The sequence below is a fragment of the uncultured Eudoraea sp. genome (genome assembly GCF_947258525.1).
Taxonomy (GTDB): domain Bacteria; phylum Bacteroidota; class Bacteroidia; order Flavobacteriales; family Flavobacteriaceae; genus Eudoraea.
Genome location: NZ_CAMYIP010000066.1, coordinates 1 through 24,247, shown reverse-complemented (window position 1 = coordinate 24,247; position 24,247 = coordinate 1). Strand labels below are relative to the sequence as shown.

Annotated in this window: 26 protein-coding genes and 2 pseudogenes; 19 read left to right on the top strand and 9 right to left on the bottom strand. The window is 36.3% G+C overall.

The window, feature by feature from the left end; translation table 11 throughout:
• From Q0X89_RS05340 to Q0X89_RS05320, 5 genes are all read left to right on the top strand, one after another.
• On the top strand, positions 1 to 925 hold a 925-nt coding region (locus tag Q0X89_RS05340), incomplete at its 5' end, for an A/G-specific adenine glycosylase (RefSeq protein WP_297691873.1).
• 15 nt (positions 926 to 940) lie between these two features.
• Positions 941 to 1,408 carry a single-stranded DNA-binding protein gene (locus tag Q0X89_RS05335; protein ID WP_297691871.1) on the top strand — a complete coding sequence of 156 codons (468 nt, stop codon included), beginning with the start codon at positions 941 to 943 and terminating at the stop codon, positions 1,406 to 1,408.
• 24 nt (positions 1,409 to 1,432) lie between these two features.
• Positions 1,433 to 2,758, top strand: a complete 1,326-nt coding sequence (locus Q0X89_RS05330) for a gliding motility-associated protein GldE (protein WP_297691869.1) — start codon at positions 1,433 to 1,435, stop codon at positions 2,756 to 2,758.
• Positions 2,751 to 3,308 carry a gliding motility lipoprotein GldD gene (gene gldD, locus Q0X89_RS05325; protein WP_297691867.1) on the top strand — a complete coding sequence of 186 codons (558 nt, stop codon included), beginning with the start codon at positions 2,751 to 2,753 and terminating at the stop codon, positions 3,306 to 3,308. Before Q0X89_RS05330 ends, gldD begins: the two co-directional genes overlap by 8 nt.
• 40 nt (positions 3,309 to 3,348) lie before the next feature.
• The gene (locus Q0X89_RS05320) at positions 3,349 to 4,284 is read left to right on the top strand and encodes a pyridoxal-phosphate dependent enzyme (protein ID WP_297691866.1); all 936 of its coding nucleotides are present in this window, start codon (positions 3,349 to 3,351) and stop codon (positions 4,282 to 4,284) included.
• A gap of 3 nt (positions 4,285 to 4,287) precedes the next feature.
• Here Q0X89_RS05320 and Q0X89_RS05315 read toward each other — a convergent pair whose 3' ends face one another.
• The 3 genes from Q0X89_RS05315 to Q0X89_RS05305 all read right to left on the bottom strand — a co-directional run bounded on the left by Q0X89_RS05315 (position 4,288) and on the right by Q0X89_RS05305 (position 8,217).
• The gene (locus Q0X89_RS05315) at positions 4,288 to 4,704 is read right to left on the bottom strand and encodes a hypothetical protein (protein WP_297691864.1); all 417 of its coding nucleotides are present in this window, start codon (positions 4,702 to 4,704) and stop codon (positions 4,288 to 4,290) included.
• Positions 4,705 to 4,811: 107 nt separating this feature from the next.
• On the bottom strand, positions 4,812 to 6,890 hold the full coding sequence (locus Q0X89_RS05310; protein ID WP_297691862.1) for a pitrilysin family protein: 2,079 nt from the start codon (positions 6,888 to 6,890) through the stop codon (positions 4,812 to 4,814).
• Positions 6,891 to 6,894: 4 nt separating this feature from the next.
• Positions 6,895 to 8,217 (bottom strand): pitrilysin family protein, encoded by a 1,323-nt coding sequence (locus tag Q0X89_RS05305; protein WP_297691860.1) that lies wholly within the window; start codon positions 8,215 to 8,217, stop codon positions 6,895 to 6,897.
• Positions 8,218 to 8,388: 171 nt separating this feature from the next.
• Between Q0X89_RS05305 and Q0X89_RS05300 the strand changes: the two genes are divergently transcribed.
• From Q0X89_RS05300 to rpmA, 3 genes and pseudogenes are all read left to right on the top strand, one after another.
• Entirely contained in the window at positions 8,389 to 8,844 is a 456-nt protein-coding gene (locus tag Q0X89_RS05300) for a DUF4199 domain-containing protein (RefSeq protein ID WP_297691858.1), read from the top strand.
• Between the two features lie 124 nt (positions 8,845 to 8,968).
• A pseudogene (gene rplU, locus Q0X89_RS05295) lies at positions 8,969 to 9,587 on the top strand (50S ribosomal protein L21).
• Positions 9,588 to 9,632: 45 nt separating this feature from the next.
• Positions 9,633 to 9,893, top strand: coding sequence for a 50S ribosomal protein L27 (gene rpmA / locus Q0X89_RS05290; RefSeq protein ID WP_297691856.1), 261 nt, complete (start codon positions 9,633 to 9,635; stop codon positions 9,891 to 9,893).
• Positions 9,894 to 9,973: 80 nt separating this feature from the next.
• On the opposite strand, the gene ahcY is transcribed toward rpmA, so the two are convergent.
• Positions 9,974 to 11,290, bottom strand: coding sequence for an adenosylhomocysteinase (gene ahcY / locus Q0X89_RS05285; protein ID WP_297691854.1), 1,317 nt, complete (start codon positions 11,288 to 11,290; stop codon positions 9,974 to 9,976).
• Positions 11,291 to 11,374: 84 nt separating this feature from the next.
• On the opposite strand from ahcY, the gene Q0X89_RS05280 reads away from it, so the two are divergent.
• The 6 genes and pseudogenes from Q0X89_RS05280 (at position 11,375) to Q0X89_RS05255 (ending at position 17,436) form a co-directional block, all read left to right on the top strand.
• Complete coding sequence (locus Q0X89_RS05280; RefSeq protein WP_297691852.1) at positions 11,375 to 12,013, top strand: 4'-phosphopantetheinyl transferase superfamily protein; 639 nt, start codon at positions 11,375 to 11,377, stop codon at positions 12,011 to 12,013.
• A 33-nt stretch (positions 12,014 to 12,046) separates the two neighbouring features.
• Positions 12,047 to 12,307 carry a thiamine-binding protein gene (locus tag Q0X89_RS05275; RefSeq protein ID WP_297691850.1) on the top strand — a complete coding sequence of 87 codons (261 nt, stop codon included), beginning with the start codon at positions 12,047 to 12,049 and terminating at the stop codon, positions 12,305 to 12,307.
• Positions 12,291 to 12,865, top strand: a pseudogene (gene pnuC / locus Q0X89_RS05270) (nicotinamide riboside transporter PnuC). The gene Q0X89_RS05275 and the pseudogene pnuC overlap by 17 nt, the downstream one beginning before the upstream one ends.
• Positions 12,820 to 13,383 (top strand): ATP-binding protein, encoded by a 564-nt coding sequence (locus tag Q0X89_RS05265; RefSeq protein WP_297691848.1) that lies wholly within the window; start codon positions 12,820 to 12,822, stop codon positions 13,381 to 13,383. Before pnuC ends, Q0X89_RS05265 begins: the two are co-directional and overlap by 46 nt.
• Positions 13,380 to 14,921: a DUF4301 family protein gene (locus Q0X89_RS05260; RefSeq protein ID WP_297691846.1), complete on the top strand. Its 1,542-nt coding sequence runs from the start codon at positions 13,380 to 13,382 to the stop codon at positions 14,919 to 14,921. Before Q0X89_RS05265 ends, Q0X89_RS05260 begins: the two co-directional genes overlap by 4 nt.
• A 343-nt stretch (positions 14,922 to 15,264) precedes the next feature.
• Entirely contained in the window at positions 15,265 to 17,436 is a 2,172-nt protein-coding gene (locus Q0X89_RS05255; RefSeq protein ID WP_297691844.1) for a TonB-dependent receptor, read from the top strand.
• Positions 17,437 to 17,470: 34 nt separating this feature from the next.
• On the opposite strand, the gene Q0X89_RS05250 is transcribed toward Q0X89_RS05255, so the two are convergent.
• Positions 17,471 to 17,908, bottom strand: coding sequence for a hypothetical protein (locus Q0X89_RS05250; protein ID WP_297691842.1), 438 nt, complete (start codon positions 17,906 to 17,908; stop codon positions 17,471 to 17,473).
• A gap of 248 nt (positions 17,909 to 18,156) precedes the next feature.
• Here Q0X89_RS05250 and greA point away from each other — a divergent pair, with 248 nt between their 5' ends.
• Positions 18,157 to 18,633, top strand: coding sequence for a transcription elongation factor GreA (gene greA / locus Q0X89_RS05245; protein ID WP_297691840.1), 477 nt, complete (start codon positions 18,157 to 18,159; stop codon positions 18,631 to 18,633).
• 60 nt (positions 18,634 to 18,693) lie between these two features.
• Positions 18,694 to 19,086: an HIT family protein gene (locus Q0X89_RS05240; RefSeq protein WP_297691838.1), complete on the top strand. Its 393-nt coding sequence runs from the start codon at positions 18,694 to 18,696 to the stop codon at positions 19,084 to 19,086.
• A gap of 343 nt (positions 19,087 to 19,429) precedes the next feature.
• Here the strand turns inward: Q0X89_RS05240 and Q0X89_RS05235 are convergent, their stop codons facing one another.
• Entirely contained in the window at positions 19,430 to 20,581 is a 1,152-nt protein-coding gene (locus Q0X89_RS05235) for a HAMP domain-containing sensor histidine kinase (protein WP_297691836.1), read from the bottom strand.
• Positions 20,582 to 20,688: 107 nt separating this feature from the next.
• On the opposite strand from Q0X89_RS05235, the gene Q0X89_RS05230 reads away from it, so the two are divergent.
• The 3 genes from Q0X89_RS05230 to aat all read left to right on the top strand — a co-directional run bounded on the left by Q0X89_RS05230 (position 20,689) and on the right by aat (position 22,696).
• A complete protein-coding gene (locus tag Q0X89_RS05230; RefSeq protein ID WP_297691875.1) occupies positions 20,689 to 21,600 on the top strand; it encodes a flavin reductase in 912 nt (303 codons plus the stop codon).
• Positions 21,578 to 21,955, top strand: coding sequence for a DUF3127 domain-containing protein (locus tag Q0X89_RS05225; RefSeq protein WP_297691834.1), 378 nt, complete (start codon positions 21,578 to 21,580; stop codon positions 21,953 to 21,955). Before Q0X89_RS05230 ends, Q0X89_RS05225 begins: the two co-directional genes overlap by 23 nt.
• A 63-nt stretch (positions 21,956 to 22,018) precedes the next feature.
• The gene (aat, locus tag Q0X89_RS05220; RefSeq protein ID WP_297691832.1) at positions 22,019 to 22,696 is read left to right on the top strand and encodes a leucyl/phenylalanyl-tRNA--protein transferase; all 678 of its coding nucleotides are present in this window, start codon (positions 22,019 to 22,021) and stop codon (positions 22,694 to 22,696) included.
• On the opposite strand, the gene Q0X89_RS05215 is transcribed toward aat, so the two are convergent.
• From Q0X89_RS05215 to Q0X89_RS05205, 3 genes are all read right to left on the bottom strand, one after another.
• Positions 22,664 to 23,350, bottom strand: a complete 687-nt coding sequence (locus Q0X89_RS05215; RefSeq protein WP_297691830.1) for a DUF2490 domain-containing protein — start codon at positions 23,348 to 23,350, stop codon at positions 22,664 to 22,666. The two genes, aat and Q0X89_RS05215, sit on opposite strands and share 33 nt — an antisense overlap.
• On the bottom strand, positions 23,337 to 23,927 hold the full coding sequence (locus tag Q0X89_RS05210; RefSeq protein ID WP_297691828.1) for a hypothetical protein: 591 nt from the start codon (positions 23,925 to 23,927) through the stop codon (positions 23,337 to 23,339). Before Q0X89_RS05210 ends, Q0X89_RS05215 begins: the two co-directional genes overlap by 14 nt.
• Positions 23,914 to 24,247, bottom strand: a 334-nt coding sequence (locus Q0X89_RS05205) for a DNA-3-methyladenine glycosylase I (protein ID WP_297691826.1), incomplete at its 5' end; no start/stop codon positions are given. The genes Q0X89_RS05205 and Q0X89_RS05210, both read right to left, overlap by 14 nt.

The window sequence follows — 24,247 nt, the reverse complement described above, 5'->3', positions numbered from 1 at the left end:
AGCACAGGAAACGCCATACTATATTAAAAAGATTAAGTATTTCACTACGGTATATGACGTAGCAAATGCCAGCGAAGAAGAAGTTTTAAAACTATGGCAGGGACTTGGGTACTATTCCCGGGCCAGAAACCTTCATTTTACCGCCAAAACAATAGTGGAAGAATACAATGGACATTTTCCTGATACTTATAAAGAATTAATGAAATTAAAAGGAGTGGGAGATTATACCGCAAGTGCCATTGCATCAATTAGTTTTAACCAACCAGAACCGGTTGTAGATGGAAATGTTTATAGAGTATTATCGAGGTATTTTGGCATTGATATTCCAATAAATTCTTCCAAAGGTATAGCATATTTCAAAAATTTGGCCAGGGAACTATTGATCCACGAGAACATTAGAGATTATAATCAGGGAATTATGGAATTTGGCGCCATTCAGTGCGCTCCTAAAAACCCTTTATGCTTATCCTGCCCCTTAAATGAAACATGTATTGCATACCAGACGAATAGTATTGATAAATTTCCGGCAAAACTAAAAAAGGCGGAGATAAAAAAGCGTTTTTTTAACTATCTGGTTGTTCTGGATGATTATGGCAATACACACCTTATAAAAAGATCGGGGAAAGATATTTGGCGTAATTTATACGAATTTCCACTATTGGAAACGAAGCAGGAAGTAAGTCTTAATGTTGTAAAACAAAGATTGCCCGAAATTCTTACACTTCAGGAACCCCATCTGGTTTATGAGTCATCAGATAAAACCATTATACATAAATTGTCTCACCAGCACTTGCATACCAAGTTTTGGATAGTTAAAACCAAAGACCGGTTGCCAAACGGATTATCTGCTAAAGAGCTGGATAAATATCCGGTACCTGTTTTAATTGAAGAGTTTATAAAAACACTCAAAAATTCGTACTTTTGAAATAACTAAAATATTATGAGCGGAACATTGAATAAGGTGATGCTAATCGGGCATCTGGGAGACGAAGTAAAAATGCATTATTTTGAAGGAGGTAACTGCATAGGGAGATTCCCTATTGCAACAAATGAAACTTATACCAATAAGCAAACCGGAGAAAAGGTAACGAATACAGAATGGCATAATATTGTTGTTCGTAATAAAGCCGCAGAAATATGTGAAAAATACCTTAGTAAGGGAGACAAAATATATGTTGAGGGCAGATTAAAAACCAGACAATGGCAGGGAGAGGACGGCAATACCAGATACACTACAGAAGTTAATGTTCAGGATTTCACATTTCTATCCACGAAAAAGGAAAGTATGGCTGGTGATACGGGTAATCTTTCAAGGAATCAGCCATCATCGGGAACTACTCAACCGAATACAACCAAAGAAGTACTGCCTGTCAATGAACAGGAACAGGATGATGATTTACCATTCTAAACAACTAAAAGTAAATTTTTACTATTGGATCCTGACCCCCTTAGTTTATTTATAAATCTTGTCGTAATTGAGAGCACTTTTGTATTAGAAATTGTAATTCTATTGGTGCTTTTAATTTGTTCAGCCCTTATTTCAGGAGCAGAAGTAGCTTTTTTTGGCCTCTCCCCAACCGATTTAAATGAAATAGAAGAGAAAAAGACTGTAAGAGGGAAGATAGTCGTAAAATTATTAACTCGTCCTAAAAAGCTCCTGGCAACAATCCTGATTGCTAATAATTCGATCAATATCGGGATAGTGCTTTTGTTTAATTCCATTGGAGACACCTTATTTTCACAAATTAATTATGTGCTGTTTGGTTTTATATCAGTTAGGTTTTTACTTGAAGTGTTGGTGGCCACTTTTTTAATTTTGATGTTTGGTGAAATACTTCCTAAGATTTATGCGAATAGAAATAGATTTCAGTTTTCCATATTTATGGCATATCCTTTAAAAATCCTCGATATCCTCTTCACTCCTTTAAGTTCTCCAATGCGTTCTGCCACTATATTCATGTACAACAGACTGGGAAAACAAAAATCTAATCTTAGTGTAGATCACCTTTCTCAGGCACTTGAACTAACTTCTGAAGGGGACACCACAAAAGAAGAACAAAAAATCTTGAAGGGAATAGTTTCTTTCGGCAATACAGATACAAAACAAGTTATGAGACCCCGAATAGATATTTTCGCATTAAGTGAAGAGATGAAATTCACGGAGGTTTTAGAACAAATAACTAATCATGGCTATTCCAGAATACCTGTATTTTCTGAAAATATGGATAATGTATTGGGAGTTCTCTATGTTAAGGATTTGCTACCTTATATAGACAGGAAAAATTTTAATTGGTTAACGCTTATAAGAGAACCGTTTTTTGTGCCTGAAAATAAAAAACTGGATGATCTTCTATTAGAATTTCAGGATAAAAAAAACCATCTGGCTGTAGTTGTTGATGAGTATGGCGGTACTTCAGGTATTGTTACCCTTGAAGACGTAATTGAGGAAATTGTTGGGGATATCTCAGACGAATTTGATGATGAAGATTTGATATTTTCCAAACTCGATGACTTTACTTATATTTTTGAAGGAAAAACAACTTTGAAAGACTTTTACAGGGTTACTAAGATTAAACATGAGGAAGACTTTGAGGAACAAAAAGGCGAATCTGAGACAATAGCTGGATTTGTGCTTGAAATATCAGGAAGTTTTCCTAAAAGGGGAGAGACAATTAAATATATGGACTACCAGTTTTTGGTTGAAAGTCTTGATAAGAAACGATTAAAGCAAATAAAAGTAACCTTGCCTCATGAATAGTAAATGGTATTTATATATTTTAATCTTCAGTATAATTTTGGTTTCATGTGGTGATGACGTCCTCCCAAAACCAAAGGCCATGCTTCGTTTAGAATATCCTGAGTCCTCTAAAGAAAGGCTGGTTTCAGAGAAATTTCAATTTGAACATAACGCACAGGCACAGGTAAAAAAGAATAAAAACTTTTCGGTTACCCTGGATTACCCGTTAATGAAAGGATCTATTTTTATTACTTATAAAGAAGTAAAGAATAATTTGGAAGAATTGCTGGCAGATGCTCAAAAACTGTCCTACGAACACGTAGTTAAAGCTGATAACATTATGGAACAGCCATTCATCAATGAAAAAGACCAGGTGTACGGCATGTTCTATGAAGTTGCCGGGGACGCTGCTTCACAGGCACAGTTTTATGTAACAGACAGCACTCAACATTTTGTAACAGGATCTCTTTACTTCAGAGCGAAACCCAATTATGATTCTATTTATCCTGCCGCTGTTTATTTACAAAAGGATATAAGGGTAATAATGGAATCTCTGAGGTGGAATGAATAAATTTATATTTAGATTCTCACCAGTAAAAGATTTGTAATCTATGTTCAGAAATCAACTTCTAGACTGCCATAAGAGGATAAAGCCATACATACACCGCACACCTGTACTAACATCCCGTTTATTGAATGACATTTCGGGAGCAAAAATATTCTTCAAATGTGAGAACTTTCAGCGCATGGGGGCCTATAAAATGAGAGGAGCCACTAATGCAATCTTGTTGTTATCAAAAGAAGAACGAGCGAAAGGTGTTGTCACACATTCATCCGGAAATTTTGCTCAGGCACTCTCACTAGCTGCGCAGAGTCTTAAAGTACAGGCGCATATAGTCATGCCATCAAATGCGCCTAAGGTTAAAAAGATAGCAGTTAGGCAATACGGGGGTAATATTGTGGAATGTGATCCAACGATCGAGTCCCGTACGGCTACGGCAAATAAAATTGCCCATGAAACTGGTGCTACTTTTATTCACCCCTCAAATGATATGAACGTAATAATAGGACAAGGAACCGCTGCCATGGAATTGCTGGAGGATTATCCAAAACTAGACTTTATTTTTACCCCTATAGGCGGGGGAGGGTTAATAGCCGGTACTGCATTGTCCGCAAATTATTTTGGAGATAATTGCAAAGTAATTGGCGGGGAACCGTTTGAGGCAGATGATGCCTACCGTTCATTCCATAGCGGTAAGATTGAATCAAATTATACTACAAATACTATTGCCGATGGATTAAAAACAGTTTTAGGAGACAATACTTTTCCAATAATCCAAAAATATGTTCACGACATTATACGCGTCACTGAAGACGAAATAGTTAGCGCTATGCGCCTTATCTGGGAGCGGTTAAAGATCATTGTAGAACCTTCCAGTGCCGTTGCATTTGCAGCGTTGATACGCGAAAAGGAAAATTATCAGGGAAAATCTATAGGGGTCATTATTTCAGGCGGTAATGTGGATTTGAATAGTTTACCTTTCTAAATTCTATTGCAGTAGTTTTTCAGCATTTTCAATACTTCTATTGATCTGCTCTTTTAAAGCTATTACCTTCTTTTCTTCTTCATTTAACCACATTTGTTTTTCTTCCGTTAGTTCCGCGCCATTCAGGATTTCATCTGAGGTAAAACGATCTCCAAAACCCTTCATCCAATCCATCATAGATTTATGAGCGGCTTGTAAATCTTTCATGGCCATCTCATATGCAACCCCGGTTTCTGTGGAGTCTACCAATGGTTTTAGCTCGCCTACAAGCTTTCCAATTGTCCCCATTTTGGGCATCACTTCGTCATGTATAGCCATAACCTCTTTCATTTGCGTAAGGGTTTCAGTTTCCTTTTTTTCTTTACAGGAAAGAATAAACAACAAAGTTAGAGCAGAGAAAATTGCATATTTAATTTTCATGATAATTGTCTTTTGAGTTTGTAAAATTAAGGAAATCTGCGGCCTTATTCTATAAAAAAGCACCCCTAATTTGAGGTGCTCATTTAAATATTAAATGTTATAGATTTCTAGTTAAAATCTTCTTCTGACACTTCCACATTAATGACAGCTTCCAACAATTTGGTTTCAATCATTTGGGGTCCCATAGAACCAACTCTTACAGAGGGAAATTTAATCCCATCTACTTCCTGATAGTCTTTATAATTTACTTCCTGGTTCTGTGATTGCCCATTCATTGTAATTACCGTAGCTTCCTTAACTTTTAACCCTGATTCCACATCATAAAAATATGTAGCCTTAACAGTTGACCCGGGCACTTCAATTTTATAAGCCGCTTTTCCGTCTACATCTTCTGTACCTGTGAGCTTTGCCTTGTTGCTTAAAGCGATTCCCTGTTCAGGAAAAATTCCAATTGTGGACTTCATATCTTGCTGCATTTCCGGCGGTAGAGGAACCTTGTTGCCCCCTTGTTTCATAAATAATTCATCTCCTTTTGCAATAACTCCCATCATTGGGGCATCATTCATAAAGGTAGTTTGCACATATTTGTCGGCAGTCCTTTTTTCCTCAGTTTTAATTGATGACCCCATTGCAGACCCTTCGTAAACTAGTTTTAACGATTGTATTTTGTCCACCGCTGTTTTTCCCCCGATTGCCTCAAAATAGGCATCCAGAACGCTCTGTACATTTACACCTTCCGGTATAACAATATCATATTTAGGTTTCTCTACGGCTTTTGCATACTTATCATAATAGCTCACAGGAAGCATTCGGCCATTAAAAGGAATCTTTTCAAGACTTTCTATTACGTCACTTCCTTTGCCGACTACTACTATCCTTGCATTTTTTATTTGGAAGTATTTCTGAGCCGCTTTCTGAACATCTTCAACGGTAATTGCATTAATACGTTCTAAATACGTCTTGTAAAAATCAGGGGGCAAACCTTCTGTTTCAATATTGAGAGCATATCTGGCTATTGTAGAAGGTTTTTCTAAGGCCAGCACAAAACTTCCGACATATACCGATTTTGCAATTTCCAATTCCTCTTCAGAGATTGGATCTGTGATAATTTTGTCTATTTCACCCAATAATTCCACAATTGCACTGTCAGTAACTATATTTCTTACAGAAGTAAATGCCTTAAATGTAGAAGCCCCGTATTTGTTATCACCAAGCCTTGATCTGGAATAATAAGTGAATGCCTTGTCTTCTCTTAAATTCTGTTCCAGACGGCTAACAGATGCTCCGCCTAAAATAAAGTTTGTAATCTTAGCCGACAGGTAATCTTCATCTTTCATTTTAAGGTTGACCAGATTCTCAACGGTTACTTCGGATTGCACTGCGTTAGGAACATCAACAAAGTTGATCTGAGTATACTGAACGTCTAATGGGTCTGAGTATCCTAATGAAGGTGGTGATGCTTTTACCCAATCGTCAAAATTTTTGGAAACCAATTCCTTTACCTCATCAAACTTCACATCCCCTATTACTACAAGGTAGGCATTAGCTGGCACAAATAATTCTCTGTAAAATCGTTCAATATCCGCCATGGTAACATTGTTTACCGTCTCTTCGGTGGCAAACTCACCATTGGGATGATTAACGCCATACGCCAGGGCATTTTGAACTCTGCTGGCAATTGCAGAAACATCTTTTTCCTCAGATTTTAATGCGGTAATTAATTTGGCCTTTTCTTTGTCAAATTCTTCCTGGGTGAAGTTGGGATTAATTGCCGCATCCGCCATAAGTTCCAGAATCCTGGGAAAATATTTAGATAGAGATGAAGCGAAAGCACTTTGAAATCCGAAGTTTATTCGTGCTCCGAGAAAATCTACCTCTTCATTAAAATCATCTTTGGAAATTGTTTTAGAACCATTTCCTAGTAAACTTCCCGTAAGTATAGATACACCAGCCTTATCGCCCTCTGCAACGGGGGGATTATCTATTGTGAGCTGTATGGATACCCTAGGCAATTTATGATTCTCAACAATCAAAACTTTAAGGCCGTTAGGAAGTTCAAAACGTTCCGGATCATTTAGATTAATTTCCGGGGCAGGGCCGGGTTCAGGTGTAACACTTCTGTCAACCTGAGCACTAAGGGTAATGACCATTAATGCAATTATGATCGTAAAATATAATTTTTTCATATTTTCAATTGTCAATATTTTCTTTTGGTAAATAATTTAAGATAACCCTTTGGTTGGTATTCAAATATTTATTGGCTACGGCCTGTATCTCTTCCCTCGTAATAGATCGGTAAATATCAATTTCTTTGTTTATTAATTCGGTATCGCCATAAAGCAGGTAATTCCTTGCCAAAGAGTTTGTTATGCCTTCAATACTTGAATTTGAACTCACAAAATTATTTTCAAATTTATTCTGTAATTTTTGATAATCGTTTTCAGAAATCAATTCCGAACGTACTTTTGAGATTTCTTCTTCCATTTCGGAAACTAGCACATCCAATGAGGTTTCACCAACAGGCAGAGCATAGACTAAATACATTCCATAATCCTCCTGTTCAAGATTTATAGCCCCTACCTGAAGTCCTTGTTTTTGCTCATCAACTATTTTTTTATAAAGCTTAGAGCTCTTGCCATCACTCAAATAGGTAGATATCATATTAAGGACATACGCATCCCTATCTCTGAAACCAGGAATTCTGTAGGCTATTCCCCCCAAAGGTATTTGAATATTAGGATCATAGGTAGTAACCTCTTCTTCCGCTGTTATTGGGATTTCTTTTGGATAATTTCTCACCACATCTGCGCCTCTTGGAATTTCAGCAAAATAGTCTGATACCATTTTCTTGGTTTCAGGGATGTCTATATCTCCGGCAACTATTAATACAGCATTGTTGGGGACATAGTACTTCTTGTTGTAAGCAATAACATCCTCCAGCGTAGCAGCATCCAGATCTTCCATATAGCCTATATTTGGATCTTTATAAGGATGAACTTTAAAAAGGCTTTTTCCCAAAACTGTAAGTAATTGTCCATAAGGAGAATTGTCAACCCTTAACCTCTTTTCTTCCTTTACAACCTCTTGTTGGGTATCCACTCCCTTTTGGTCAATAATAGGGTGTAACATTCGTTCCGATTCCATCCACAGACCTAATTGCAAATTGTTTGAAGGCAAAATGACATAATAATAGGTTCGATCCTGCGATGTGTTGGCATTAAAAATACCTCCTCTTGAGGAAACAATTTCCCGCCAGGTTCCTGTTTCAATATTTTCTGTCCCTTCAAACAACAGATGCTCAAAAAAGTGGGCAAATCCTGTACGCCCTTCGGTACGGTCTTTACCCCCAACATGGTACATTACCGCAGTGGTTATCACAGGAGCCGTATTATCCTGATGCAAAATAACATGAAGCCCGTTATCCAGGTCATATTCCTCATACTCGACTTCTTGAGCAGTAACGGCCACAAAAGCAATGAAAGCAAGTAATGACAGGTAAAAATATCTTTTCATAAAAATTTAGTTAATAGATTAATTCGTGTGCTCGTTTAAATAGAATTTAAAGAGAAGCTAATATAAATTTTTCAAGCTTAAGTGAAAGAAAACTCTGCTTCTTTAACAAGATTTTATATGATAATTGAACAATTATCATTATTTTGATCAGCGTAAGTCAAAAAAAAGAATATGAAGAGAATTGCCCTTCCAATACGCTTTGGTATCGCCACTAGCGGGAGCCTTATTGCATATTTTTTGGTTTTATCGCTGTTTGGTCTTCACACCAATGTATTTTTTAGTCTATTTAATGGGGTAATTACCGGTTTTGGAATTTATGAGGCTATAAAATATTTTAGACTTCAGGAAAAATACAACTTTAACTATGGGGTAGGATTTAAAGCCGGAATGGTGACTGGTTTCGTGGCAACGCTAATTTTCACCTTCTTTTTTGCTCTTTATTCCACTGAAATAAATACAGAATTTTTAAAGCAGCTATCAACCAGCTGGTTTAATAATTTTAAAAATTTTGAGGGAATTGTATTCTTCACTGTAGCAATTATGGGTTTTGCTACGACCCTGGTATTAACACTTACGTTTATGCAGCTGTTTAAAACTCCCAAGAACCTCAATAAAAAATCTGTTTAGAACAAAAAAACTCTTGTGATTTCCCAATTTAGCAGTATATTTGCACCCGCCTTTAGGGTACCTCAGGCATTTAATTTGCTAAAAAGCGCTTTTAAAGGGAAATAAAAATATTTAATTTTACGCTATGTATGCAATTGTAGAAATAGCAGGGCAGCAATTTAAAGTTGCAAAAGACCAAAAAGTATATGTTCACCGTTTACAGGAAGACGAAGGAAAGAAAGTTTCTTTTCACAACGTACTTCTTTTAGAAGTTGGTAAGAACATTACAGTTGGCGCCCCAGCTATAGACGGAGCCGCAGTAGAGGCTAAAGTCGTTAAACACCTTAAAGGTGACAAAGTTATTGTCTTTAAAAAGAAAAGACGTAAAGGATATCGAAAGAAAAACGGGCATCGCCAGTATTTAACAGAGTTGGTAATCGAAGGTATTACAGCTAAGGGCGCTAAAAAAGTGAAGGCCAAGGCTGAAACGAAGAAAGAAGCTCCTGTGAAAGCTGCACCGGCTAAAAAGGCAGCCCCAAAAGCTGAAGCTCCTAACTCCTGTGAAAGCTGCACCGGCTAAAAAGGCAGCCCCAAAAGCTGAAGCTCCTAAGGCTAAGGCTGAAAAAGCGAAAGCAGCACCTAAAGAAGCAATTGACTTAAGCAAAAAGACGGTAGCAGAATTAAAGGAAATGGCTAAAGCTAAAGGAATAACAGGTATTTCTTCGATGAAAAAGGCCGATCTTATTGAGGCATTGAATAAATAAAAGAATAACTAATACAGGCCCAGGCTTGGTATAAAAAATAATATCATGGCACATAAAAAAGGTGTAGGTAGTTCAAAAAACGGTAGAGAGTCAGAATCGAAACGTTTAGGCGTTAAGATTTTTGGAGGACAAGCTGCTATTGCAGGAAATATCATTGTAAGACAACGTGGAACCAAACACTACCCTGGCAATAATGTTTACTCAGGTAAAGATCATACCTTACACGCTAAGGTAGACGGACTAGTAAAGTTTCAAAAGAAAGCTGGCGGAAAGTCTTATGTTTCCATAGAGCCTTTTGAGGCATAATGCTCAATTGAATAACTCAAAATAAAAACCCATTATGTTTTCATAATGGGTTTTTTGTTTGTCTGGAATAAATATTACTCCTAATACCTGTAGTAGTCGGGCTTAAAGGGTCCTTGAACCTCAACACCAATATAGGACGCCTGATCTTTTCGTAATTGCGTTAGTTCCGCACCCAAACGCGCTAAATGCAGTTTAGCAACTTTTTCATCTAAATGCTTAGGCAGCATATATACTTTGTTTTCATAGTTATCACTATTATTCCAAAGTTCTATTTGCGCCAGGGTTTGATTCGTAAATGAATTACTCATGACAAAGCTTGGATGACCTGTGGCACATCCCAAATTAACCAATCGGCCTTCAGCCAGCACTATAATGTCCTTTCCATCAATGGTATATTTATCTACCTGAGGTTTAATCTCATCCTTAGTTTTACCATAGTTGCCATTTAGCCATGCCATATCTATTTCGTTATCGAAATGCCCAATATTGCAAACAATAACTTTATCGCGCATAGCTCTAAAATGTTCTTCCCTGATTATGTCTTTGTTTCCGGTAGCAGTAATCACAATATCTGCTTTCCCAACTACGCTATCCAGTGTTTTTACCTCATAACCGTCCATACAGGCCTGTAATGCACAGATAGGGTCTATCTCGGTAACTGTAACTATAGCTCCGGCCCCTCTGAAGGAAGCTGCAGTACCTTTTCCAACATCACCATAACCTGCAACAACAACACGTTTACCTGCAAGCATAGTATCTGTTGCCCTGCGAATAGCATCAACCGCACTTTCTTTACAACCGTATTTATTGTCAAATTTTGATTTGGTAACCGAATCATTCACATTAATGGCAGGCATTGGCAATACTCCATTTTTAAAACGCTCGTACAGTCTGTGAACTCCGGTTGTTGTTTCTTCTGACAGGCCTTTAATTCCTGATGTTAATTCAGGAAATTGATCCAGTACCATATTGGTTAGATCGCCGCCGTCGTCCAGTATCATATTCAGTGGCTTCCGATCTTTACCAAAAAATAGCGTCTGTTCAATGCACCAATCAAATTCTTCCTCATTCATGCCTTTCCATGCATATACGGGTATTCCTGCAGCAGCAATAGCGGCTGCGGCATGATCCTGAGTGGAAAATATATTGCATGAACTCCAGGTAACATCTGCACCCAGGGCAGTAAGTGTTTCTATCAATACAGCAGTTTGTATTGTCATGTGCAGACAACCGGCAATACGAGCACCCTTAAGGGGTTGTTCTTTTTTATATTCTTCACGTAATGCCATTAGCCCTGGCATCTCTGCTTCAGCTAAGTTTATTTCTTTTCTTCCCCATTCTGCCAATGAAATATCTTTGACCTTGTATGGTACATATGGTATTGTCTTGGTTTGCATATCTTTTTTATTTTTTACATTCGCCTAACAGAAATTCTATTAAGAATTTCAGCAAGCAAAGGTAATGAAAACTTAAAAAATAATATGCCTCTTTACAAAACTATAGCAGTTAATCCAAGAATTAAGTTATACATCTGGAAGATCACTGAATCTGAAAATGAACTTGCCTTGAATATTAAGCTTACCAATGCATGCCAACTCCGGATGGACGGTATGAAGTCTGAACTGCACAGGAGGGGATTCTTAAGTATCAGGCACTTAATGGGATTAGCTGGCTATGTTGACAGCGATCTGTTTTATGACCAGGCTGGAAAGCCGCATTTGAAAGATGGAAAACATATCTCAATTACACATTCATATCAATTTACAGGAATAATTATAAGTCAGGTTGATGAGGTTGGTATTGATATTGAGAAGCAACGCGACAAAATAGCCATCATTGGACACAAGTTTACTACTATGGAAGATTATGGAGGCATTGAAAGTCAGATAGAACTGGTAAAAAAACTTACCATTATATGGGGTGCAAAAGAATCTCTCTTTAAGATATATGCCACACATGGGCTAAGCTTTATGGATCATATATATATTAATGATTTTACAAAGACTGATAGTTCTACAACAGGCGTAATAAATTATAAGGGTTCTCTGACTAATTATGATATTTCTTTCCTTGAATTTGAAGGATTTACCTGTGTATATGCAATAAAAAATGAGGTTTAATAAGAAACCCGGCTGGAATTTAATTTACAAACTATGGATATATCTGTTGAACTGACCTTAACACCGCTTCAGGATAATTACGAAGAGTTAATTAAAAAATTTATTAAAAAAATACGCGATTCAGGGTTTACTATCAGCGAAAACCCTCTAAGCACACAGATTTACGGAGATTATGATGATATAATGGAATGGCTTAATACAGAAATTAAACTTGCTTTGGAATTAGTGGAAAATGGTTTAATGTACATCAAAATCGTAAAATCAGACCGAAGCAATTATGAGCCAAATTTTTGATTGGGTTTTTGCACAATACCAGGATACCCCAACATTTATGGTCATTCTTGAAATGATAGGGGTTGTCTTTGGAATTTTAAGTGTGTGGTATGCGAAAAGAGAGAATATCTTAGTATTTCCAACCGGGATAATCAGCACAGGTATTTTTGTTTATATATTATGGGTATTTTCTGGACAAGAAAAGTAGATGCAGACCATTTTATTCCTATTACCAGAACGAACAGGCAGGAGAAAATATGGTCTGTATTGCTTTTTGTTGGAGCCCTTGTTTTTGTTTTTCTGGTCTATACCTTATTTGATAAATTTAATAGTTGGACGGCCTATGTAGATACCATTACAACGGCCATTTTCTTTGTAGGGATGTGGCTTATGGCTAAAAAGAAACTGGAAAATTGGACCTATTGGATAATTGGCGATATAATCACAGTTCCTTTATATTTGTATAAAGGACTAATTTTTACATCGCTTCAATATTTATTATTCACCATAATTGCCATTTACGGCTATATGGCATGGAAGAAAAACTTAAACAAAAGCCCGCTGACATTATTAAAGTAGTGCTTTTTGGACCTGAATCTACCGGAAAGACAACCTTAGCCAGGGACCTTTCCAATCACTATAAAACCGAATGGGTGCCCGAGTACGCTCGAGAATATTTACAGGAAAAGTGGAATAAGGAACAAAAAACCTGTGAACCAAATGATTTGATCCCTATTGCAGAAGGTCAAATGCGTTTGGAAAATTATTTGACAGAAAAAGCAAACAAGCTTCTTATTTGTGATACAGATTTATTGGAGACTAAAGTTTATTCTGAAGCCTATTATCTCGGTTACTGCGACCCTGTTTTGGAAAAATACGCTTTAGAAAATTCATACGATCTTTACCTGCTTACTTCAATAGATATTCCATGGGAAAAAGACGATCTTAGGGACAAACCTAATGAACGCGAACATATGTTTCTTTATTTTAAAGAAACATTGGAAAAGTATAAGAAGAATTTCGTTATTTTAAATGGCGATAATCAAAAAAGGCTGGCAATTGCCACTAAATCTATCGATAAATTACTGGATATATGATTGAGTTTTCACCAATGGATTTGCAACAACTACAGGAAAAAGGAATCTCAAAAGAAAAGGTTCTGGATCAGATAGAGACATTTAAGGAGGGGATACCATTTGTAAGATTAGAAAAGGCCGCAATAGTTTCAGATGGCATCATAAAATTAACTAAGGCCAGAGAGAAAAAATTGGTTAGTAAGTTCGAAGAGTTAAATAGACTTTTAAGTTTAATGAAATTTGTTCCCGCTTCCGGTGCGGCATCAAGGATGTTTAAATCCCTCTTTAATTTTTTAGAGCATTATGATCCGGGTAGCGAGAGTGTAGATGCCTATATAGAGAGATTAAATGATACCGATTTAAAGACCTTTTTCAAACAAATTAAAAAATTTCCTTTTTACGATATAGTTCAAAAACGTATAATAAAAAAGGCTGGTTCGGGCAATGACATCAAATATTTTTTTGTAAGTGAAATGTTGCTGGAAGATTGTCTCAATTATGGGTTTTATCCAAAGGGACTTTTGCCCTTTCATGATTACGGGAAATTTACCGCCACTCCATTCGAGGAGCATTTAAAGGAAGCTTCGGCCTATACTGCGGTAAACAATAAAGCAAAATTGCATTTTACCATTTCTGAGCAACACCATTCCTTTTTTAATGAAGAATTTAAAATTGCAGGGCCAAGGGTGTCAAAAGCGACAAAAACAGAATTTGAGGTTACGTATTCCAATCAAAAAGCTTCTACAGATACAATAGCAGTTACCCTGGATAATGAACCGTTTAAGAAGGATGATGGTTCAATGTTATTCAGACCCGGCGGACATGGAGCGCTTATTGAGAATTTAAATGAGCAAAATGCGGATATTATTTTTATTAAAAACATAGATAATGTAGTCGTTCCTAAACACGAAGTTGAACTTGCAACAAGCAAAAAAGTACTAGCCGGATTGCTTCTGGAAGTACAACAAAAAGCATTTGCCTATGCCTATCAGTTAGATAGAAATGATATTACGGGCGAACAGCTGCATGAAATTAAAACATTTTTAGAAAATGACCTGAATGTCAGGTTTTTAGATAGTTTTTCAAGTTTTAGCATCTCAGAGCAGTTGGAAATATTAAAAGATAAAATCAACAGACCCATTCGCGTTTGCGGGATGGTTAAGAATGAAGGAGAACCGGGCGGCGGTCCTTTTTGGATTAGGGACGCCCATGATCATATTTCATTGCAAATCGTAGAATCTGCCCAAATAGATAGCTCAGATGAAGGCCAGATGACTATTTTAAGAAATTCAACACATTTTAATCCGGTTGATATTGTGTGCGGCGTAAGGAACTTTATGGGTGAGAAATATAACCTTCTGAACTTTGTTGATCCTAAACAGGGTTTTATTACGCTAAAAACGCAAGATGGCAAAGAGCTAAAATCTCTTAAATTACCTAGGCTTTGGAATGGTGCAATGGCCTTTTGGAATACAATATTTGTTGAAGTTCCCTTACTCACTTTTAACCCGGTAAAAACAGTTAATGATCTTTTAAAGCCTACCCATCAGCCTGCTTAATTGAAGAATATATGTTTATGCTCTAAAAAATGGTATTACCGGGCTGAAACCCTTTTTAATTTATCGGGTTTTATTATGAAAAATGAAACTACCATCGTAAATTTGAATCATCTCAAAAGGGGTGCGAATTCCTGAAAAGAAGTATTAAATGTAATAGTATTCGAGTAATGCATTTTTTTCAATACATTCAGGATAAGCTGAGATTATACCCAATGAACCTGGGCAGGTAATGCTGCTAAGGGAGGCGAACGTCGCCATTTGGATTTTTTCCTGTTTCTTCAGGAAAAGAAGGAATCATAAAAATTAGAATAGAACCCCTTTTATTCGTGTAATTGAACAACGAATGAAGGCTATTATCACTATTTTTTTCTTAGTTTCTATTGGGTTAAATTCTTATGCTCAACAACAAGAGCCAGATACTACTGCCCTTGAAAAAATAATTTTAGATGAGGTTTTTGTTTCAGCCATACGGGTTACCCAAGAAACTCCAGTAACATATTCCAACCTGGCAAAGGAAGAGATTACCTCCAGAAATCTGGGGCAGGATATCCCAATTCTTATGAACTTTTTGCCTGCTGTAGTAACAACTTCAGATGCAGGTGCCGGAGTGGGTTATACAGGCATACGTGTTAGGGGAAGCGATGCTACCCGGGTTAATGTTACTATTAACGGAATACCATATAATGATTCTGAATCGCATGGCACGTTTTGGGTAAATTTACCAGATTTTGCTTCTTCCACAGAAAACCTGCAATTACAACGCGGAGTAGGAACATCAACAAACGGGGCAGGGGCTTTTGGAGCAAGTTTAAATATATTGACAGATGCCACCTCTTTAGAAGCTTATGGGCAAATTTCCTCTTCCTATGGTAGCTTTAATACGCTGCGTAACAACATTAAGTTTAGTACAGGATTGTTAAATGAACATATTGAAATTTCCGGGAGATTATCCAGAATAACATCCGATGGCTATATTGACAGGGCTTCTTCTGAACTGGATTCCTATTTTTTACAAGGCTCTTATATTGACGATAATACCTTAATAAAAGCCCTCCTATTTGGAGGACACGAAGTTACTTACCAATCATGGTTTGGCATTGATGCAGAAACACTTGCCACCAATAGAACATTTAACCCTGCCGGGATATATACAGATGAAAATGGCAACATACAGTTTTATGACAGGGAAGAGGACAATTATAAACAAGATCATTTTCAACTACTTTGGAATGAGAAAATATCTCCTTTATGGAGCACCAATATTGCATTTCATTATACCCATGGACGTGGCTACTTTGAGCAATTCAGAGAGGACGATGATTTTGCAACTTACGGATTCTCACCAATCTTAGTAAACGGAGAATTGGTAAATACTACGGACTTAGTTCGCCGCCGCTGGCTTGATAATGATTTTTATGGAACTGTATTTTCAGCTAAATATGAAAAAGACAAAGTTAACCTTATCATTGGCGGAGGGTGGAATTCTTATAATGGAGATCATTTTGGTGAAGTAATCTGGGCTCGTTTTGCAGGTAATAGCATGATTAGGGATAGATATTACGATGACGAAACAAAAAAAACAGATTTTAATATGTTTGGAAAAATAAACTATGAGATTTCTGAAAAGTGGAGACTTTTTGGAGACTTACAATTTAGAACAGTTAGCTACACTGCAAATGGGGAAGACACCGGAATTGTGGATGATACATTTAATTTCTTTAATCCTAAACTTGGTGTCACCTATGATCTTAATACCAAAAATAATTTATATCTCTCCTATGCAGTAGCCAATCGTGAGCCAAACAGGAATGATTATGAGAACGGCAATCCTAAACCGGAAAGACTAAATGACCTTGAACTGGGTTGGCGGTATGTATCACCTTCTGTTCAGGTGAGTACCAATGTATATTATATGAGGTATAAAGATCAGTTGGTACTAACAGGAGAACTAAATGATGTTGGGGCCCCCCTAAGGGCAAACGTGGGCGACAGTTACCGCCTGGGTCTTGAAGTAGATGCCAATATGAATATAGGGAAGTACTTTAAATTACAACCAAACATAGCCCTTAGTTCAAATAAAAATATTGATTTTGTTTTTCAGAGAGATGGTGAGCTAGAAAACTTAGGCAATACCAATATTGCCTACTCTCCCGAAATAGTGATAGGTAACATTCTTACTTATTTGCCAAAGGAACAATTTCAAATGTCTTTGCTTACAAAATATGTTGGAAAGCAATTTATGGCAAATATTGATGCCGCCGGCTCTGTTCTTGATAGCTATTCACAAACAGATTTCAATATTCAATACACTTTAAATACAAACTCATTCGTAAAAAGCATTGTACTTTCAGGACTGATTAACAATATTTTTGACGCAGAAATTGTATCAAATGGTTACTTTTTTACTTTTGATGACGATTTTTCTAATCCGGGAACCATAACTACTATAGAAGGTGCAGGCTATTACCCGCAGGCAGGGATAAACTTTCTGCTGGGAGCAACATTCAATTTCTAAAGTTAGTCTGATAATTAATTGAGATCTCCCTACCTCAGTTAGAAATTACAACGGATGTTCCATTAAATGAAGTGTTGTAAAACAAAAGGTCATAATAACGCTCACCGTCATCCGGTCTGTTTAGTTGTTGTCCTGTGAACAGGCTATATTCATAATCATCACATGAACAAATTACAGTTTGACCATTGAGATCCATTGTAGAACATACGCTTGGAGCATGATTGGGACAACTGGCCTCCCAGGCAAAAAAATCGTCGAAACCTTTATTTATAACAAAAATACCTCTTATTCCCACGCCCTGATTGCCAATGAATATGGCATTACCCGTGTTAGTTAAAGGACTATATAAAGGCAAATTAAGATTAACTTCAAACCTGAATCCAACCTCTATTAAATAGGGATTGCGGTTTCCTTGATCTTTGCTGCAAGCCAGCAGTAAAATAAAAACTAACCAGAAAGATATTCTTTTCATATAAAAGGATTCAATTCAGAGTGACGTAAACAAAATTGAACAAAAAATATGTATCTTTGCGTTAAATCCTCTTTAAAAAAGGGGATTTTCTTATCAGTTAAACCTCATTTTGATGAAAAATCCCACATAATGTGTTTATCTTAAATTAGTTACATCGAAATGATTGTTTAAACTAATCCTGCGTTTTCGTAGGATTTATTGTTTAATGATTTTGAGCAATCTTTTTATGTTCAATAAATTATGAAGTTATGAGTACTGTTTCTTATTACACTGAGGAAGGATTAAAAAAACTGAAAGAGGAATTAAACCACCTTAGGGATGTTGAAAGACCTAAATCTTCTCAAGCAATAGCTGATGCAAGAGATAAAGGTGATCTTTCTGAGAACGCTGAATATGATGCTGCTAAGGAAGCACAGGGTTTATTAGAGTTAAAAATATCTAAACTGGAGGAAACGTTGTCTAATGCGAGGTTAATTGATGAATCTCAACTAGATACATCTAAAGTATTGGTACTATCGACTGTAAAACTTAAAAATCAGCAAAATGGTATGGTACTTAGCTACACTCTTGTAGCTGAAAGTGAAGCCGATTTAAAGGCGGGAAAAATTTCTGTTACTTCACCAATTGGCAAAGGACTACTGGGTAAAGAAGTAGGTGATGTTGCCGAAATAACAGTACCCAACGGGACTCTAAAATTTGATATTCTGGAGATAAGCAGGAGTTAAAAATCTTTATCTTTAATCCTGTCAATATTGGCAGGAATATTATTTAACACTTAATTCGCTGTGGGGAGTATTTTTACAAAAATAGTAAACGGAGAGATTCCGTCTTACAAAATAGCAGAAGACGATAATTGTTTTGCCTTCCTGGACATTAATCCCAATGCAAAAGGCCATACCCTTTGCGTACCAAAAAAGGAAGTAGACAAAATAACGGATATGGAAGAAGCTGACTATCTGCAGTTAATGGCATTTTCCAGAAAAGTGGGTAAGGCTATAGAAGCGGCAATAGACTGCAAAAGGGTTGGCATTACGGTAATAGGTTTGGAAGTACCACATGTTCATGTTCATCTTATTCCCTTGAATAAAATGGTGGAGGCAACTTTCACTAAGAAAGTTAAATTATCCCATGAAGAATTTCAGGAGATTGGATTAAAAATTCGTTCTAAATTGAAATGATACCACTTTGGAATAAGTAGTATAATATACCCGCAATTAGGAAGGGTGATAATATTAGTATATAAAATAAAGCGGTGAATTTAATGCTCGCTTTTTCCGGATTGACCATTTTTTGGTAATATTCAAAAATACGTTCAATATCTTCGGTCCATTTCACCGGGTAGATAATACTTTCGCATTTATTGCATTTAATTTGATGTGTGACCGTTGCCGTTGTCCTATGATAAAGTCGCCCAAATAAGTGTTTTTGATAAAATGTAAGCTTCATATCCTGATTAAAACATTCGGGGCAATTATTCGTAATTTCTGCTTCTTTTAATATAATTAACTTTTCTTTTACCATCTATTTTTTATCTGATTTTAATGATATCTGCATTATGGTACCTTCCTTGCTCGAAGAAAGCACTTTTATCTTTCCTTTATGGTACTCTTCAATTATTCTTTTAACGAGCGATAATCCTAAACCCCAGCCCCGTTTTTTTGAAGTATAACCGGGATTGAAAATAGAATTGAAGTCTCCTTTCGCAATGCCATGTCCGGTGTCCGAAACTAAAATATTAACATACTTGCCTTCCGGAATTATTTCTATTGCAATGTTGCCCTTGCCCTTCATGGCATCAATGCCGTTTTTAACCAAATTCTCAATGGTCCAATTGTATAATGAGCTATTTAAAAGAATAGGAAGTTGTTCAACCTGAGAATTAAAGGTAAAATGAATAAGTTTAGAACTCCTGAGTTTTAGATATTCAAAAGCATTTCTGGTTTCCTTTACAATGTCGTGTTCTTCAAGTTTTGGGAGGGAACCTATTTTGGAAAAACGTTCTGTTATATTCTGAAGTCTGCCAATATCTTTTTCAATTTCTTTGGTAATATCCGGGTTGATTTGTTCACTTTTCAATAGTTCATTCCAGCCAAGAAGTGAAGTCAGGGGTGTGCCAATCTGATGGGCCGTTTCTTTGGCCATTCCGGCCCAAAGTTTGTTTTGCTCAGAGGCTTTATTGGTTTTAAAGAAAAAGAAAATAACCGCTGCAAATAAAAATATGATTAACAATAGGGCAATAGGGTAATATTTTAGTTTGTTTAATACTTCTGAATTACCATAATAGAGAGTGGCTAGCTGTTCATTATCATAATCAATAGAAATAGGGGTATTTTCCGACTTAAATTTTTTAATTTTTTTCTTTAAATAAATAGTATCCGCAACTAATTCTTCAGGCATGTTATTGGTTCTTATAGACCCATCCATATTTACCAGAATCATTGGTGTTGAAGTATTATTTTGAAAAATCTTCACGTGTAGATTTCCCAGATCTCTATTCTCTGAAGATTGCAATAACTCGGACTGTGCGGTAGCCCATATCTCCATCTTATGGCGCTCTTCTTCCTTAAATTTTTTAAAAAAACTATTGGTATTCCATAGGATTAGACTCACAATAGCAAAGGATGCTATTAGTAAAAACAGATTAGAAGTCTTCTTTTGTGAATTAAATTTCATCCTAGTGGTTAATGAGCAATAAAGATAACTGAAATTGACCTAAAATGTTGTGTTCTCCTGGTGTGTTAAAGTTTTAATTGGAGCACAATTTACATACCTTTGTTATGATGCAAAAAGCCATATCAATAATACCTTCCGAGATTGCTACAGGTAAGCTACATTCCTATCTTTTGGGTGCTGTTGGGCCCAGACCAATTGCCTTTGCAAGTACCATAGACGAAAGAGGAATTCCAAACCTGTCTCCCTTTAGTTTTTTTAATGTTTTTAGCGCAAACCCACCAATATTGATATTCTCACCAGCAAGAAGAGTACGTAATAATACTACTAAACATACACTGGATAACGTGCTTAAAATAAAGGAAGTGGTTATTAATATTGTAAATTATGAGCTCGTTCAGCAAATGTCTTTGACCAGCACAGAATATGGGGAAAAAGAAAATGAATTTATAAAAGCTGGGTTAACGATGTTAGATTCGGATTTGGTGAGACCGTATAGAGTTGCCGAATCTCCGGTACAGTTTGAATGCAAAGTAACAAAGGTTGAAGCGCTGGGCAAAGAGGGAGGTGCAGGGAATCTGGTTTTTTCGGAAGTTGTTAAAATGCATCTACATGAAACAATTTTAGACGAAAACGGTTTAATAGACCAATTTAAAATTGATCAGGTTGCAAGGATGGGTGGTAATTGGTATAGCAGAGCTAATAAGGGCATGTTTGAAGTTCCAAAACCACTTTCCGGGCTTGGCATAGGGGTTGACAATATACCAGAAGAAATAAAATCACTTAAAATGCTTTCGGGCAACGATTTGGGTTTATTGGGTAATATTGAAAAAATCCCAGACAAAAAAGATATAGAAGAATTCCTGGATGCAAATGATCAAATTAGGTCAATTGTTAAGAACAAGGATTCAGGAGAACTACTAAAAATAATAAGAGAATATTTAGATAATAATAAGATACTTTCGGCGTGGAAAGTATTACTAATAAATAGTAAATTAAATGGAAATACAAGGAAAAATTAAATTGATTAGTGAGACTAAAACCTTTGGTAATAATGGTTTTAGAAAAAGAGAGGTGGTTGTTACTACAGAAGAACAGTATCCCCAACATATATTGGTAGAATTCGTTCAGGATAAATGTGATTTACTTAATAAACATAATGTTGGAGAAACCGTAAAAATCAGCATTAACCTCAGAGGAAGAGAGTGGACAAACCCTCAAGGTGAGGTAAAATATTTTAATTCCGTACAGGGATGGCGAATAGAATCGCTGCAAACAGATCAAGGGGAAAGTGGAATGCCTCCGGTGCCTCCAATTGAGGCATTTGAACCAGCTGAAGAACTAAATGAAGAAGATCATGACGATCTTCCATTTTAGATATAAGTCCTTTAAAACTTTAAAGTATTTTTAGGTTGACCGGTAATTCAAAAGCTGCTAAACTTGAAAAACAAGAATTCGGATATTTACTTTTTAACAGAACGTCTGGAGTTCCCTCCGATAGATAATGCAAATTCGGAGGGATTATTGGCAGTTGGCGGAGATTTATCACCGGAAAGATTACTACTCGCATATAAATCAGGCATATTCCCCTGGTTTAATGACGATTCATTGGCTTTATGGTGGAGTCCGGATCCAAGGATGGTCTTATTCCCCAAAAAAATAAGGATTTCTAAAAGTATGCGACAATTTATGTCGGGTACCCGGTTCACTTTAACCAGGAATAAATGCTTTAAGGAAGTACTGGAAGCCTGTGCCGAAATAGAGAGAGCGGGGCAGGCAGGGACATGGATTACCGATAATATGAAAGAGGCCTATTTGAAACTTCATTATCTGGGAATTGCCAAGTCCTATGAGGTCTGGGAAGAAAAGAAATTGGTTGGTGGCCTTTACGGCATTGATCTGGGAGATGTGTTTTGTGGTGAAAGTATGTTTTCTAAGGTATCAAATGCATCCAAATTTGCATTTATAAAATTAGCCCAGGACCTTGAAAGACAAAACTATAAATTTATCGATTGTCAGCTATATACCAGACATTTGGAAAGTTTGGGGGCAGAAGAAATCCCGAGAAAGGAATTTTTAGAATTACTACAGGCTGAAGTTAAGGGAAGAAAGCAATAACGTTCTATGTTGAATAGTCTCTGTAAAATTAAGCAATCTATATTCAAGCCCAAATTGCAATTTGGTCTTAGAGCTTAATAGCCAACCAAAATTTGCTGCAAAACGTTGTTCGTAAATTGGCTTTAGATCTTTTCCTACATTAAGAAGTGTTTCGGTGTTTCCTATAAAATAACTTTCACCTACATCCAGATTCTGACCTTCCAGGGGCATGTCTAAAGCAAATCTATATCTAAAGCGATGAATTGTTAGCAGCGATGTAATTCTTTGTTCAACTCTAACCCTATGTCCGTATCTGACCTTATTGGAGCTGAATATTATATTGTATTGTTCCGTTATTCGAAATTCATTTATGCTTTCCCGTTCAAATAGTTCAGAATACCTGAATAAAAGTCCGAGACTCAAATTTTGACTAGCACCTATTCTAAAATTTGAAAAATGACTGATATCAAATTGAAGCGCATTAAATTTTAATTCTGATGATTCATATATTGTACTCCTATTGGCAACAGACCAATTGTGAGAATACAATTTAGATAGCTTATAGTTGAAAGCTAAACGAGGTTCAATAAATGTAGTGAAATTGTCCTGAGCCCTAAGGAAAGAGGATAAAAAAAATAAAAAAAATAATATTTTGGGAGGGTTAATAAAGGACATGATCATAGTTAGCCGGAAGAGATTCCCTCATTTTAATAAAATTTCCCTCCGCACCGAATAGTATTTCAAAATCCGCATGGTTGTCACGTATTTTACCCCTAACCATAATTTCATAATTCAAGGATGGAATCAATAGATTTTGAAATGCATTATTTAAAGTGGTTTCCGCTGTTTCATTGGAAGTAACAGGATATTGTTGCTGAATCTTTCTAATCTTATACCTATCAAACTTTTCCCTGAGGAATTTCGTGATGTTTGACCATGAATCCTTAGGGACGTCTACTTCTTGGATTAGAATTTCAATATCCTCAAGTTTGCCCGAGTCATTAAATTCAATACTGTAGTGTAATTTGTCTTTTTTAAACTTCGCTTCATAACTAATTTTTGTGGTATCTGTTTCCTTATAAAAACGAATTTTTTTGGCATCCTTCAGTTTCTCTTTGATAAATTCATGAGCAGCATCCGGGAATTGATTTTTTTTAATTCTATGTTCGCGCTCAACCTTCACTTGAGCCAGGCCAGTTGTATACTGAAATAAGACCATAATTAAAAAAAGGAAACACTTATACTTCATCATATCTAAAACAATTTACTTCATGATCATTTACCATTCCTGTTGCCTGCATATGGGCATAAACCACAGTACTTCCAACAAACTTAAACCCTCGCTTCTTTAAGTCCTTACTCAAACCATCCGAAAGGGTTGTTTTTGCCGGAGCATCCCTATGATCTGCCAAACAATTTTTTATGGGTTTACCGTTTACAAACCCCCAGATATAGTCACTAAAACTTCCAAATTCTTTCTGTACTTCAATAAAAGCCTGGGCATTGGTAATTGTAGCTCTAATTTTGAGTTTGTTTCGAATGATTCCGGCATCCTTTAGCAAGGTATCAATT

What these genes read in the sequence shown, in the direction of transcription:
- Q0X89_RS05265 (WP_297691848.1), top strand. Translation starts at nt 12,820, where the DNA reads ATGGAAGAAAAACTTAAACAAAAGCCCGCTGACATTATTAAAGTAGTG.
- Q0X89_RS05235 (WP_297691836.1), bottom strand. Translation starts at nt 20,581, where the DNA reads ATGAAATTTAATTCACAAAAGAAGACTTCTAATCTGTTTTTACTAATA.
- Q0X89_RS05210 (WP_297691828.1), bottom strand. Translation starts at nt 23,927, where the DNA reads ATGATGAAGTATAAGTGTTTCCTTTTTTTAATTATGGTCTTATTTCAG.
- gldD (WP_297691867.1), top strand. Translation starts at nt 2,751, where the DNA reads ATGAATAGTAAATGGTATTTATATATTTTAATCTTCAGTATAATTTTG.
- Q0X89_RS05250 (WP_297691842.1), bottom strand. Translation starts at nt 17,908, where the DNA reads ATGAAAAGAATATCTTTCTGGTTAGTTTTTATTTTACTGCTGGCTTGC.
- Q0X89_RS05280 (WP_297691852.1), top strand. Translation starts at nt 11,375, where the DNA reads ATGCCTCTTTACAAAACTATAGCAGTTAATCCAAGAATTAAGTTATAC.
- rpmA (WP_297691856.1), top strand. Translation starts at nt 9,633, where the DNA reads ATGGCACATAAAAAAGGTGTAGGTAGTTCAAAAAACGGTAGAGAGTCA.
- Q0X89_RS05275 (WP_297691850.1), top strand. Translation starts at nt 12,047, where the DNA reads ATGGATATATCTGTTGAACTGACCTTAACACCGCTTCAGGATAATTAC.
- Q0X89_RS05225 (WP_297691834.1), top strand. Translation starts at nt 21,578, where the DNA reads ATGGAAATACAAGGAAAAATTAAATTGATTAGTGAGACTAAAACCTTT.
- Q0X89_RS05300 (WP_297691858.1), top strand. Translation starts at nt 8,389, where the DNA reads ATGAAGAGAATTGCCCTTCCAATACGCTTTGGTATCGCCACTAGCGGG.
- Q0X89_RS05320 (WP_297691866.1), top strand. Translation starts at nt 3,349, where the DNA reads ATGTTCAGAAATCAACTTCTAGACTGCCATAAGAGGATAAAGCCATAC.
- Q0X89_RS05230 (WP_297691875.1), top strand. Translation starts at nt 20,689, where the DNA reads ATGCAAAAAGCCATATCAATAATACCTTCCGAGATTGCTACAGGTAAG.
- Q0X89_RS05335 (WP_297691871.1), top strand. Translation starts at nt 941, where the DNA reads ATGAGCGGAACATTGAATAAGGTGATGCTAATCGGGCATCTGGGAGAC.
- Q0X89_RS05215 (WP_297691830.1), bottom strand. Translation starts at nt 23,350, where the DNA reads ATGTCCTTTATTAACCCTCCCAAAATATTATTTTTTTTATTTTTTTTA.
- Q0X89_RS05305 (WP_297691860.1), bottom strand. Translation starts at nt 8,217, where the DNA reads ATGAAAAGATATTTTTACCTGTCATTACTTGCTTTCATTGCTTTTGTG.
- ahcY (WP_297691854.1), bottom strand. Translation starts at nt 11,290, where the DNA reads ATGCAAACCAAGACAATACCATATGTACCATACAAGGTCAAAGATATT.
- Q0X89_RS05260 (WP_297691846.1), top strand. Translation starts at nt 13,380, where the DNA reads ATGATTGAGTTTTCACCAATGGATTTGCAACAACTACAGGAAAAAGGA.
- Q0X89_RS05310 (WP_297691862.1), bottom strand. Translation starts at nt 6,890, where the DNA reads ATGAAAAAATTATATTTTACGATCATAATTGCATTAATGGTCATTACC.
- greA (WP_297691840.1), top strand. Translation starts at nt 18,157, where the DNA reads ATGAGTACTGTTTCTTATTACACTGAGGAAGGATTAAAAAAACTGAAA.
- Q0X89_RS05315 (WP_297691864.1), bottom strand. Translation starts at nt 4,704, where the DNA reads ATGAAAATTAAATATGCAATTTTCTCTGCTCTAACTTTGTTGTTTATT.
- Q0X89_RS05255 (WP_297691844.1), top strand. Translation starts at nt 15,265, where the DNA reads ATGAAGGCTATTATCACTATTTTTTTCTTAGTTTCTATTGGGTTAAAT.